At 72.7% G+C, this 13,990-nt stretch carries 3 protein-coding genes; all 3 read left to right on the forward strand.

Annotation, left to right across the window (positions count from 1 at the left end):
- Positions 1-56: 56 nt before the first annotated feature.
- On the forward strand, positions 57-11,711 hold the full coding sequence (locus L6E12_RS32305; protein ID WP_236231716.1) for a hypothetical protein: 11,655 nt from the start codon (positions 57-59) through the stop codon (positions 11,709-11,711).
- A gap of 34 nt (positions 11,712-11,745) precedes the next feature.
- Positions 11,746-12,393 carry a type VII secretion system-associated protein gene (locus L6E12_RS32310; RefSeq protein ID WP_236231717.1) on the forward strand — a complete coding sequence of 216 codons (648 nt, stop codon included), beginning with the start codon at positions 11,746-11,748 and terminating at the stop codon, positions 12,391-12,393.
- A gap of 697 nt (positions 12,394-13,090) precedes the next feature.
- Positions 13,091-13,981, forward strand: coding sequence for a sterol desaturase family protein (locus L6E12_RS32315; RefSeq protein ID WP_236231718.1), 891 nt, complete (start codon positions 13,091-13,093; stop codon positions 13,979-13,981).
- Positions 13,982-13,990 lie beyond the last annotated feature (9 nt).

A 13,990-nucleotide genomic window follows, 5' to 3' on the forward strand; every position in this document is an offset into this window, starting at 1 on the left:
CCGCGTACTCCCGGGACAACCGCTCCGCCGGGAAGATCAAGCAGATCGACAGGGTCGTGGGTGCCGACGTCCGCCCCGGCCTCGACGCCCTGGTCCGGGGTCTGGCGGGCAACGCCGACGTCAAGCGGATCCAGGAGGAGCAGGTCGAGGGCGCTGTGCTGACCCTGATGGGCGCGGGCAAGACGACCGCCATCAGGGTCAACGGCAAGCACATGGAGCTGCACGTTCTCTCCGAGCCCCTCTGGGACGGCCTCACGCTCAAGGAGAAGAAGGCGGAGGCGGCCAAGACCGACGGCGCGGACGGCGCCACAGCCAAGACCGACGACGGCGCGGCCAAGACCGAGGACGCCAAGGAGTACGGCAAGGCCAAGCCGACTGCCAAGATCGAGTCCACCAACGAGCAGAAGTCCGAGAACGCCAGGGACGGCGTCGCGCGGGTCCAGGCGAGCGTCACCGCGATCCCGCCCATGTTCGCCGGGGCGGGCCTCGACCTGCCCGCCGCGCCCAGCGCGGCGCACGAGCACAAGTCCACCTACAAGGCGACCCAGAGCTCCACCGTGGAGCTCAAGGCCCTCGAGGACGTCGAGGTCCCGGTCAAGATCACCTACACGCTCTTCGACGCCTCCGGTGCGAGGGTGGGCGCTGTCCAGTCGGTCACCGGCAAGGTCGGGCTGAGCGTGCCCACCACCCTCCAGCAGGAGAGCACCGCGGGCCCCTTCGTCGCGCCCACCAACGCCATGCCCAGGCGGTTCGCGGTCGAGACCGCGCACGCCAAGACCGAGGGCGGCAAGAGCTTCTTCGACCAGGCCAAGGGGCTGTTCCCCAAGCAGCTCATGGCGGTGGGCGCCGACGGGCGCACGGCCCTGCGGGAAATGTTCTCCGAGGCCACCCTCACGGACAAGGTCATCCCCAACGCGGTGTCCGACCCGACGGCGGTCGGCAAGGACGAGGGTTGGGTGCGGGCCGACCAGATCCTGCACAAGGGCAAGCACAGCAAGAGCTGGTCCCAGGCCGTCGACCAGGTCGAGGTCCGCGCGGTGACCCGGTACGTGCAGGTCATCGAACAGCCCAAGGACGTCAAGCACACCGACACCGACGCCCTGGACATCGGTTCCGGCGACAAGCACACCACCTCCCGCACCATCGGGGGCATCGCCTTCTTCGGTTGGGGCGTCGACACCCCGGCGTTCTTCGTCGGCGGCGGGCCGACGGGCGGGTTCAGCTTCTCGAAGGAGAACTCCCAGAACATCACCCACAACAACGTCGCCAAGGAGACCCTGTCCACGACCGGCGACGCCGTGCGCTACCGGGCGGTCTACGACCTGCAGATCCGCCGGGTGGGCCACGACCCCGTGCCGCTGGCGGGCCACGTCGAGGCCGTCCAGTGGACCCGGCGCGACCGCGCCGAGCGCGCCGGGATGGTCTCCGACGACACGACGACCGGCACCACGCCGAACACCGCGACGCCGAACACCGCGAAGCCGAACGCGGACACCGCGAACGCGGACACCGCGAACGCGAGCACCACGCCCGACACGACGCCCGCCCCCGCCGCGCCCACCCCGCCGCGGGTCCACTACGGACCCGCCCACATGGAGTCCAAGCTGTCCCTGGGCGGCGCCAAGATCAACGAGCTCTACGACAACGGCCACATCCGGGAGAAGGTGGCCGAACTGCTGCAGAAGACCCCCGGCCACCGCTGGTACCACCTGAGTTCGCGCAAGTTCCTCCGCACGTTCGACTCGCCCGACCTGGCCAAGTGGAACACCACCCAGAACCGGGTCAACGAGCTGCTCGCCCGGGGCGACGACCTGGCCACCAAGCTGACCTCGGCGCAGCTGTCCGAGCTGGTCGACACCATGATCTCGCCGAACGGCCTGACCATGGAGATCGTCAAGAAGGGCGTCTTCCGCGAGTACCACGCGGTCATCACCCTCCGGGCGAAGCTGACCGACTTCACCGACGTGCCCGGCAAGGCGGTCAACGAGGCCGAGAGCGGCAGCACCGCCAAGTCCAAGTCCGAGGTGGAGTTCGGCAAGGGCAAGAAGAAAACCTTCGCCTTCGGCGGCCAAGCCCGGGTGCAGGGCCCGGTCGGCAACGCCTTCGGCGTCTACATCGCCGAGGTGAAGGGCACCCAGACCAGGTCCGCGACGGACAAGTTGAGCGTCGGGGACAAGGGCTCGGTCGTGCGCACCGACGGCGACGCCCTCAAGGCGGACGGCACCGTCGACACGCGGAAGTTCCACAAGTTCCGCGGCACCCTGGAGATCAGCCAGGAGGTCCGGTCCTACAACCGGCTCAACGAGCGCACCCGCGCCATCACCTTCGGCAGCCGCGGGCGCACCGTGCCCGAGGTCGAGACGCTGGGCGCGTCCACCGCCTCGACCCCGGTGGCGCCGCACGTCGTGCCGCTGGAGGTCTTCGTCCCGGACAAGCTGGTCAGCACGACCCAACCCGCCCCCCTGACGATCACCCCGACCAACCAGCAGGTCACCAACAGGCCGCCCGCCATCGACAACCTCCTCGTACCCGACTCGCACGTCTTCGACAACGCCGAGATCGTCGCCGTGCTCGGCAGCGAGAACGCCGTCAAGTCGGTGGAGGACTCGATGGCGCGCGCCTCGGGCAACGACCCGGCCTTCACCTTCGCCGATGGGGCCAGGATCAGGATGATCCAGTCGAAGCTGAGCCCGGACGCGATGAAGCACAACCCCACGCTGTTCAGCGAGGTCACCAAGATCGAAGGCATCGGCCACGGTCGCAGGCTCGCCGACGGCCACGGCCGGGCGGGAGTGGTGTTCACCCCCACCGCGGCCCGCAAGCTCGGACCCGTCGAGTTCCAGAAGATCCAGGAGCGGACGGGCAACCGCACCACCACGGGCTCGGGCCGGGGCACCGACAACGGCTTCGGGGCCACCAGCACGGGCGTGGCGGTCGTGTCGGGCACCGGTACCACCGCCGCACCCGGCAACACCGTCAGCCCGCGGGGCATCTTCATCGCCGACTTCACCCCCCTGTCCGCGCGCTGGGGCAGCAAGGAGGGCGGTGAGGTCACCAGCGTCGAGCGCACCGTCTACGAGCACGGCGTCCCGGTCAAGAAGTCGCTCGTCGCCGTCGACCTCGACGTCGCGGTGGTGGCCGAGGTCCACCACCGGGACAACCTCCTGCACCGGTTCTCCAAGCCCGACCCGGCGGCCATCGGCAAGTCCGGCGAGAGCTTCCACCTGGACAACGCGGTGCTGATGTGGGCCACCGACGCGCAGATCGCCAGGATGAACGGCGAGCCCGCCCCCGCGCCCGCCGCGCTCTCCCAGCACGGTGACCGGACCCTGCCCTCGCCCGCCACCCTGGTCGACTCGGCCAAGCCGTCGATCGGCATCGGCCGGGTCACCACGCCGATCGACCTGCGTTCCATCCTGCCGCAGGTGCGCAGCCAGTTGGGCACCGAACTCGCCGCCCGGCTCCTGCCCGACTCGGCGTTGGCGGAGAACCACCACAACGTCCGCGCGCTCAGCGAGTTCCTCGCCCACGCCGACCGGTCGGTCAACTCCACCCTCAACGGCGGCCGCTCCGTCCCGGTCCGCCTGGAGGACCGCCTCTCCGGGAAGACCTACTACGCCACGCTCAAGTCGAACTTCCAGGGCACCCTGACGTTCGCCGGGATCGACCACGTCAACCAGACGACCGCGGCGGCCAAGACGACCATCAAGAACACCAGCGACCGCTCCCAGGGCGTCACCATCGCGTCGGTCAACGGTTCGGTGCGCCCCGGCATGGGCATCACCAAGCAGGGCGACCCGGCGAACGCCGGGAAGACGACCGGTTTCGGCGAGCCGAGCGGCGCGCTCACCGCGGGCCCCGACGCCGGGGCCGATCTGGGCAAGTTCGACCGCAAGACCTCCGTGGAGCAGCAGGTCGACCACAAGCAGTCGGCCACCGCCGCGGGCCCGATGGCCGCCCACCGGGGCCCGCTGTCGTTCGACCTGGTGATCGAGCGCGAGGTCGAGGTCGACGCAAGCGGCCAGGAGCGGGCCAACGAGACCCTGGTCAGCGTCAAGGGCACCACCGAAGACGTGACCGTGGTCAAGCTCGCCGAGGACTCCCTCCCCGCCCGCACCGCGGGCAAGGCGACCTACGGCGAGGCGGACCCGGTGACCCCGGTGACCGACAAGGCGCAGCACACCGCGGACGGGTTGGCCGCCTGGCACCGGGGCGGGCACAAGACGGGCCTGCCGCCCGAGGGCACCTTCTTCGTCGAGCACTTCCTCGGCGACGTCGCCGACCTGCGCCGGGGCGCGGAGAAGGCAATCGAGGGCGGCGGGGCCAAGGTCGATGCCGCCACGGTCGCCTCCCTCCGGTCGGGCCTGAACGTCGTCGCGGCCAAGGTCGGCGTCGGCGCCATGGACAAGGGCAAGTTCGTCGTCCCGCTGCCGTCGCACCTCAAGGGCGAACTCGAGGTGCACGTGCGCTTCCCCGACCCGCCCCGGCTGGCCTCGGCCAGCGCGGCCGTGGAGGTCAAGGGTTCGGAGAAGGCGGGCCGGAAGGTCAAGGTCGAGTTCAAGTCCGGCAACGAGTACAGGACCGGGGCGACGGCACTCGCGGTGGGCGCGGGGGCGGGCCACCCGGCGGGCGCGAACTCGCCGAGCGAGGGACGGCGGAACTTCCAGTCGCTGTTCGGCGCCACCCGCAAGCGGCTGCCCATCTCGGCCAAGGACCTCGTCGGCACGACCGAGGTCACCAAGCCCGCGGGCAGCATCACCACCCCCCAGTCGCCCGAGGCGGTCAAGCCCGACGAGAAGGTCACCCGCGCCGACCTGCGCACCGCCGAGTTCCGCTTCGTCTTCCGCCCGACCGGCGGCCTGTTCAGCACGCTCAAGACGGGTGCCGCCGACGTCACGGTGCACGACGCCTACGTCATCCGCAGCACCCCCGACGCGACCACCGCGCTGCCCAAGGAACTGGTCGACGCGGTCACCGAGCTCAAGGAGACCGGCGAAGCCTGGAACAAGGCCGTGGTGCAGCTGGAGGGGATGCGCAACGCCCTCGACGAGGTGCTGACACCGGAGGCCATGGAAGACGGCATCGCGGAGGTCGAGAAGGGCAAGACCGCCGCCGACGAAGCCGCGGGCAAGTGGTGGTCGGCCTACGACGCCTACCAGACCGCCCTCGCCGCGGCCCGCGGCGAAAACCCCGCCCCCGCCGGCACCACCACCCCCGACGACGGCAGCTCCCGGGCGGACAACGACTCCGACAACGGCGGGAACTCCGCCGACGACGCCCAGCGCACCGCTGACGAGGAGCGGCAGCGCCAAGCGGACCAGGCCGAAGCCGACCGCAAGCGGGCTGAGGAGGAGGCGGCCAGGCGAGCCGAGGAGAAGGCTGCGGCGAAGCGGGCTGAGGAGGAAGCTGCGGCGAAGCGGGCTGAGGAGGAAGCTGCGGCGAAGCGGGCTGAGGAGGAAGCTGCGGCGAAGCGGGCTGAGGAGGAAGCTGCGGCGAAGCGGGCTGAGGAAGCCGCCGCCAAGCGGGCTGAGGAAGAGGCTGCGGCGAAGCGGGCTGAGGAAGCCGCCGCCAAGCGGGCTGAGGAAGAGGCTGCGGCGAAGCGGGCTGAGGAAGCCGCCGCCAAGCGGGCTGAGGAAGAGGCTGCGGCGAAGCGGGCTGAGGAAGCCGCCGCCAAGCGGGCTGAGGAGGAAGCCGCGGCGAAGCGGGCAGAGGAGGCTGCGGCGAAGCGGGCTGAGGAGGAGGCGGCCAGGCGAGCCGAGGAGAAGGCCGCGGCCAAGCGGGCTGAGGAAGAGGCTGCCAAGCGGGCCGAGGAGGAAGCCGCGGCGAAGCGGGCCGAGGAGGCTGCGGCGAAGCGGGCTGAGGAAGAGGCTGCCAAGCGGGCCGAGGAGGAAGCCGCGGCCAAGCAGGCTGAGGAAGCCGCGGCGAAGCGGGTCGGAGAAGAGGCCGGTGCCGGGCAGCGCGTGAGTGACGAGGCTGCCGAGGGTGAGGTTCCCGCCGGGCAGCGTCCCGTGGAGGAGTCGGCTGCCGAGCGGGCTTCGGATGCGGGCTCCACCGGGGAGACGCCCGGTGGGCCCGCGCGGGAGGATGGTGCCGCGGCTCGGGAGTTGGCGGAGGAGCGGGCCCGGTTCGAGGCCGAGCAGGAGCGCGTGCAGCAGCGGATCGAGAGCGAGTCGCCCGGGCGCAGGCGCGAGGTGCAGGAGCAGTTGGAGCGTCAAGCCGAGCGTGCCCGGCAGCGGCAGGGCGGTGCCGAAGGCTCCACCTCGCCCGGCGATCGGCGGCAGACCGCGGGGCAGTCGTCCGACAGCACCCCCGGCACGCCGAGCCGCACCCGGTCGGTCCCGGAGCCGCGCACGCCCGTCGAGCGGGGCGACTCCACGTCACCCCGGCGCGGAACCCCCCAGGGCGACGCCACCCCCGAAACCCCGACCCACCGACCGGTGCGCACCCCCTCGAACGCCGAGGCGGCCGCCCGCGACCTGAACGGCGCCATCGCCGAGGAGAACGCGACCCCCGCCGCAGGCCACCTGCCGAACACCACCCCGGAATCGGCGGTCACCGACACCGCGAACGAGTCGGCCCAGGTCACCCGGCAGGGCGAAACCCCCGGTACGCCCCGTACCCCGGAGGCACCCGCTCCCGACACGGTGGGCGAGCCCGCGGGCACCACTGCCGAAGCGAGCACAGCACCCGAGTCCACGCGGACCGACGCCGAGGCCACCCCCACCCCGGCCGAATCCGCCCAGCTCGGAAACCAGCCCGCTCCTGAGCAGTCCCGTGCCTCGAACGGCCGGGAGTCCACTCCGGCCGGCCTGAGCCTGGTCACTCCCGAGTCGGCCAATCCGAGTGTGGTCAGCTCCGAGCAGGTCAACCCCAGTTCGGCCGCACCCACCCGGCAGGTCGGGAACCAGCCCGCTCCCGAGCAGTCCCGCGCCTCCAACGGTCAGGAGTCCACCCCGGCCACCCCCGAGCCCATCACCCCCGACTCGGCCACTTCCACACCAGCCACCCCCGAGCAGGCCAACCCGAGCCTGGCCACCCCTGAGCCTGCCAACGCCGACTCGGCCACCCCGAGCCTGATCAGCCCTGACCCCAGCTCGGCCACCCGCGACCTGGCAGGCCCCGACTCGGCCACCCCCAACGTGGTCGGCCCCGAGCAGGTCAACCCCAGCTCGGCCGCTCCCGAGCAGGCGACGTCCGCGCCCACCAGGCCCGGCCCGGTCACCCCCAGCTCGGCAGGCCCCAGGCCGTCCGCCCTCAACCTGGCCACCCCCGGCCCCCTCGGCACCGGGCCTGTCACCCCCGGGTCTGTTCCCACCACGGCGGGCGCGACCCCCGCCAACTCGCCTCTCGACCTCGCGCCCGCCCACTCGGCGACGAACGGTGCCCGCCCGCCCGCGAGCGACTCGACCACCCGCCGCAACAGTGCGCCGGTTGTCGCCGCGGAACCCGCCGTCGGTTCGGCCAACCGCAGCAGCAGCGTCCCGGCGCCCGGTTCCGCCGCGGGTGGTCCGGCCGTCCGCTCGGTGACCCTGGGCGACGACGACGGCGGCGGGTCGTCCACCGGTGGGCCGCAGCGGTTGTCCGACCTGGGGGACTTCTCGCGCAGCTGGTTCGACGCGCGGTTGGAGTTCCAGCGCCGGGCCGAGGAGTACGAGGGCCGGTTGGCCGACTACCTGATGCGGCGCGCTGACGTGCAGGCCGAGTTCGGGCGGTTCGCCCAGGCGGTCTGGGGTGCGGTGCCGCAGCGGCGCAAGCGCTGGGTCGGGGAGAACGAGCCCTCCCTCATCGGGGCGGTCGGGGTCGGCACCCAGAACCAGCAGGTGGTGCAGTCCGGCAACCTGCGCGAGCGGATCACGCTCATCTGGTCCCTCGCCCGGGGTGAGGAACTGCTCGGTGCGCTGCCCGACCTGCACACCCGCCACCCGCGCATCGAGGGGGAGCGGCCGCAGCGGCACCCCACCGACGCCGTTCGGGAGATCACCCGGCTCTCCGAGGACACGTCCCTGTCCCGGGCGGAGCGGCAGCGGCAGATCGACGAGCTCACCCGGAGCATCCTGACTCGGGCCAGGCCGGGAGACGTCTACCCGCCGCTGAGCCAGCGCGAGCTGTCCACCGGAGTGCGCGACGGCGAATTGCGGTGGATTCCCGCCAACAACCGCATGGAGATGGCCCTCTACGTCGAACCGGAGTCGTCCACCGCGGAGGCAGGCCCGTCCACCGCGGAAGACGGATCGTCCACTTCGGGAGACAGGCCGCCCATCGAGCCGGAGCAGCTCGGTTCCGGGGGCGGGTTGCACCAGCAGGCCGAGGGCACCGGCGGGTTGGTCAGCACCGGCACCTCCGGGTCGACGCACCTGGTGCTCACCCTGGCGTCGATGCTGAACCAGCACCGCGGCGCGGGTCTCAACCTCGACCTGCTGCGGTTGGGCCTGTTCGGCTTCCTGCGCAGCACCGACCAGCACACCTACCACGAGGTGATGCGCGCGGCGGAGTTCGTCGACCCGGCGCTGCTCTACGACGACAACTTCGGCCGCTACCACCGCTTCGGCCCGCTCAGCGAGCAGGAGCTGCGCGACAACGTCGCCGTCGACGGGCTGTTCCCCGACGAGCACGCGCTCGCCCTGGTGGACTGGGACGCCGCCCGCGCCGTGCTGCCGGACCTGCCTGAGCAGTCCCGGCACTCCGACCCGTTCGACCTCGAAGACCTGGCCCGCGAGTTCGACGCGGTCTCGACCGGGTCGCGGCCCTCGTCCTCGGGGTCGGGGTCCTCGCACGGCAACCCGTTCCACCTCGACCCCGGGACGCCGCCGCGGGCCCGCTCCGCCGAGCAGGCCAACCAGGTGTCCGAGGCGCCCGCCCGCGGGCCCGGCTCGCGCACCAACCCGGCCCCGGAGCAGCCCGCCCCGCGCCCCACCCAGGCGCCCCCGCAGGCGCAGCCGACCCCGGGGCAGGCCGTCGCCTCCTCCTCGCGCCCCCAGCCCACCGACCAGGCCGCCCCGTCGCACGGGATGGACCCGGCGGCCTACGACGTGCTCTACGAGGAGGCCATGGGGATCAGGCCCACGGCCATCTCCCCGCCCGAGCAGACAACCGTGCTGTTCGAGAAGGAGCAGACCCAGCTCAACGACCAGGGCCGGTGGCAGGTCCAGGAACTGGCCTACGGCCTGTTCGAGGACATGCGCCGCCGCGGGCCGGACGAGTTCCCGCCGCGGATCACCATCGTCGGCTACGGCAACTCCCGCACCCACGCGACGCGCACCGGGGAGGCCCGCGCCCGCGCCGTCCGGGACCTGCTGATGGACACCATGAACGCCGAGCGCGAGCGGTACGCCCGGCACGGCCACGACCGGGCCGCGCTGCCGAACCCGGAGTCCTTCAAGCCGACCGTCCACTCGGGTGGGCGCAGCCAGAACCCGCGCCCGGACGGGCCGGACCTGGCCACCCGCAGGCGCACCGTCATCATCGACGTTATGGCGCTGTCGGACCTCCTGGTGCTCGGCGGCGGTCGCCCCGGCGTCGAGATGGCCACCCCGGACGCCGCGCCCACCCCGGACGCGCCCACCCAGGACGCACCCTCGACCACCCCCGCCCCGGGGACCCTGGACAACCCCGTCCCGCTGACCGAGCTGTTCGCCCCCGGGCACGTCGACCTGGACGACGTGGTGTTCACCCCGTTGACCGACGCCTCCGGCGAGGTGGTCGGCGTGGCGTTCCCCCGGGCGGGTGAGGCGGGCATCCTGGCGGATGCCTTCGAGCACGGCGCCGGTGACCCGGGTGCCTACTCCGTGGCCCTGCACCACTCCGCCGACGGGTTCGCCGTCCAGCGCAAGTCCGACGGCAAGGAGGTGCGGATCGACGAGGCCGGGGTGCTGCGGCTGCTCGCGAGTTCCGCGCTGCCCGGCGGGCAGGCGTGGCGCCAGCACTCGGAGCTGGTGTTCCTGAGCTGCCGCGTGGCCGACCCGGCCCTCGGCAACCGGCTCGGCGGGCTGGCGGACCTGCTGCGCGAGGACGGCTACCGCGGTGCCGTGCGCGGCCCGGACTCCCCGGTGACGCTGTTCGACGACGGCACCCGGTCGTTCCCCGACGGCGGCGGCCTCCGCACGGCGGGGGAGCGGCTCGACGTGCCGGGTCCGCTCGCCGACAGCCCCGCGCCCACCGCCGAGCGGCCCGGTGTCGTGATGGAGGACGAGGGTGCCGGGCCGTCCCGGTCCACCGACGACGACGCCGACTCGGTGTCCGCGGCGGTGATCGACCTGTGGGTGGCCGCCGACGAGGCGCACGGCGAGGGCGTGTTCGACCCGCCCGCTCCGCCCGCGCCGCAGCCGCACCTGGCCGGGCAGGACCACGCCGACCTGTCCGCGGCCGAGGGCGCCGAGCTGATCAAGCGGCTCGACCTCACCAAGCCCACCCCGACCCACGCCGACCTGACCCCGTCCGCCCTGGCGGAGGGCCCGGACAGCGCGGTCGCGCGGTCCGCCGCGGGTGAGCGCCGCTACACCTGGGCGGGTGACCGCGGGCTGCCGCCGCTGCCCGAGCTGCTGGAGCTGCCGCGCCTGGTGCACTCGGTGGTGCTGGGCGGCGCGCTGCGCACCGCCGGGGCGGTGGCCCACTTCCGCGACAACCTGCTGCACACCGCCCGCACCGCGGGGGAGCGGTGGAAGGCGGTGCTGTGGACCGACGTGTCGCGCGGCGACATCGCCCGCGCCGCGATGCGGTGGCAGGTGCTCGGCCAGGCCCGCCACGGTGTCAGCGGTGAGGACGACGAGCTGGACCTGGACTACCTGACCAACGTCGCCGACCTGTACGACCTCGCGGCGGGCGCGGGCATCGCCCTGCTCGACGTGAACGAGGTCTTCCACGACGAGGCGCCCATGGACCAGTACGACCGGTTCGCCTCCGAGCTGGACCGCGACACCCGGGAGAGCCGGGACGCGGCGGCGGCCATCGCCGCCAACGAGATCCTGTCCCGCTTCGGCGGCGTCCACGCCGACCCCCGGCTGCGGGCGGACGACCTGGGCCCGGCCGAGGCCGTGGTGCACAGCCCCGCGGGCTGGGCGGGCGGCAGCGGCCTGCTCGCCGTGCCGAAGGGCCACCCGATCGCCGACCTGCACCGCGACGCCCTCGCGGGGGTCTCCCCGGTGTCCGCCGGTGTTCCCTCCGCACCCGGGGTGGGCCCGGTCGAGGCGCCCGCCGCACCCGAGGCGCCCACCGCGCCCGTCGCGGGCGGCCTCCCCGGCGACGACGTGCTGCCCGACCTCGCCCGCCTGGCGGGGCTGGCCGACGCCGCCGAGCTGCCCGGCCTGGCCGGTTTCACCCCCGGCGACCCCGGCCCGGCGGACGAGCCCACGGCGGAGTCGCTCGCCGGGCTCCCGGTGGACGAGGCGGCCAAGCGGGTCATCGAGGAGCTGGTGCGGGACCTGCGCGACCGCGGCGGGGACCTGAACCTGCTGGCCGTGGCGGACGCCATCGCGGGCCACCCGCGCGCTGGTGAGCTGTGGACGGTCGTCCTGGCCTTCCTGGCGACCCGCCCCGAACTCGCCGAGCTGGTGCGCTCGGTGACCCTGGAGGGCGTCGACGAGACCGGGGCCCCCCGTCGGGTCGTCCTGCCGCCCCGCGCCGCCGAGCTGATCGAGCTCGCGGGCGACCCGGTGGTGTCCCGTCCCGGCGAGCACTCCGTGGCGGCGTCCCTGCAGTGGCCCGACTGGCTGTGACCCCGGTGGACCGCGCCCAGGAGGAGGGACCACGATGGACACCATGACCGACGACCCGGAGCGGACCGAGGACTCGCTGGAGAACTGGTTCCTGCTGATGGACCCCACCTGGCGGCCCGCCGCGGGGGAGGCGCCACCACCGGAGGCGGTGGTCGGTCTGTGGCCGGTGGACGAGGACGGCGGGCTCGGCCGCTTCCGCCCCAACCGGGACTACCGCCCCGCCGGTGGGGACTCCCCGACGGACCCCATGGACGCCGTCCTGCGGCTGGTGCTCCAAGCCCGCGCCGAGACCTCCCACCTGCAACTGGTCCTGCGCGACACCGCGCTCGACCTCGCGGTGAACGCCGACGGCCGCCCGCTGATCACCAAGTCCCCTGACGACGTCCCCTGCGTCGTGGTGGTCACCGGCGAACCGCACCGCGACCGCCTCACCCCGCCCGGCTGGCACCGGGTCGACCTGGACGAACTGGTCGTGCACCTCGCCGACGGCGTCGACGTCCTGATCAACCCGGGCGGCCCCGCCTCGACCCGCCTCACCGGCGACTTCATCCGCGAAACGCTCTTGGTGGACGACGAGCGGATCACGGACCCGGGTACGGGGGAGCAGGCCGCCCGGACCCTGCGCGTCATCCCGTGGAACGGCGTCGACCCCGTGCGGACCGATCCGCCCGCCCCCGAATAGCCCGACCTGTCTGGATTAATCCGCACATTGTGACGACGAGATGTCCGCCTCCTGAAATACTGTTCGTGACGCGGAAATCGGCCGTACCCATTCCCAAAGAAATGGGAACCGCCATTCCTGAGCAGTCCTCACGGGGGGTGTGGTGTCGATCGCACCGCTTCCTCCTTGTGGCGCAGCGGGTGCGGGTCCACTCCGCCCGTCGTGGCGCTGCGTGATCGCCCGCTCCCCTCGCTGACGGCGGCGTGCTCCTTCGGTGTCCTGAAACCGCGAACGGGACGCGTGCTGTCCGGAAGCTGCGAGCCGGGACTGCTACCAGCCCTATTCCGGGTCCGGGCGCGCGAGAGCCGCCGGACGGTGCCGTACCCGGCATACTCCGAGCGGATCACCGCATGGGCCAGGAGGCGCAGAACAACTGTTGCCCGGACCTGCTTGTACTCGGAAAATCCCCGTCAACCGAACGGTGCATTGCCCGGCGTTTGAAATAATCGGTAACCTTTGCCGCGACCTGATCTTCGGTTGGCGCTCGGACGGGGCGCACACCGCCGCGCGACCGTCCTCGTGGTGGTCGGAACGATCCGACTCCACTTTCCACTCTCGACGGTCAATGTGGACCGTCGCACCATTCCCCTGCCTGTCGAGTGTTCGCCGTGGCAGTCGCACGTCCGCGTGTCCGGACGGTGATCGTGAGGAGTGCTCAGTGGTCGACTCGTTGCCTCGGCGGGAGACCTCGCCGCACCCCCTCCTGCGCCGGATCGCCTACCCCGCACTGCTCCTGGCCACCCTCGCCACCGCCGTGGTCGCCGTCGCCGGGGGCTGGGACCCCGGTGTGGTCAGCCCGGTGGTCACCCTCACCATCATCGCGGTGTTCGCCCTGCTCGAACACCTGATCCCGTTCGAGCCGCAGTGGCGGCCGGAACCGCGCGAGTGGGGCGTGTACGCGCTGTACTTCCTGCTCACCGCCCTGGGCACCGCGCTGGCCCAGTCGTTGGTGGCCGCCGCCGTCGAGGCGATCGCGCCGCTGGAACCGGGGTGGCCGCTGCCGCTGGAGCTGCCCGCGGCGCTGCTGCTCGGCTCGCTCGGCGGGTACGCCTTCCACCGGTTCAGCCACCGCAACCCGTTCCTGTGGCGGTTCCACGGCGTCCACCACGTCCCGGACAAGGTGAACGTGGGCAACAACGGCGTCAACCACGTCCTCGACATCACCATGACCCAGGTGGTGGTGCAGATGTCCCTGGCGCTGGTGGGTTTCTCCGCCCAGTCGGTGTTCGCCGTCGGCCTGTTCGTCGTCCTCCAGGGCTACTTCACCCACGCCAACATCGACGTCGGCATCGGGTGGTTGAACCACGTGCTGGCCAGCCCGGAGCAGCACCGCCTGCACCACAGCACCGACCTGGCGGAGGCGGGCCACTACGGCTCGGACCTGGCCGTGTGGGACCACCTGTTCGGCAGCTACACCTGGCGGCCGGGGCGCACCCCGGCCGCCATCGGCCTGTCCGACCCGACCTCGTTCCCGCGCACCGGGGAGGTCGTCGCCTCGTTCCTGCACCCGCTGCGACCCCGTGACCGGGCGCCGAGGCCGGGCGGCTGAGCCGCCCGG

This window comes from Actinokineospora sp. PR83 (genome assembly GCF_021056305.1).
In the GTDB taxonomy this organism is placed as follows: domain Bacteria; phylum Actinomycetota; class Actinomycetes; order Mycobacteriales; family Pseudonocardiaceae; genus Actinokineospora; species Actinokineospora spheciospongiae.

Coding starts and splice junctions, on each gene's coding strand:
- L6E12_RS32310 (WP_236231717.1), top strand. CDS start 11,746: ATGGACACCATGACCGACGACCCGGAGCGGACCGAGGACTCGCTGGAG.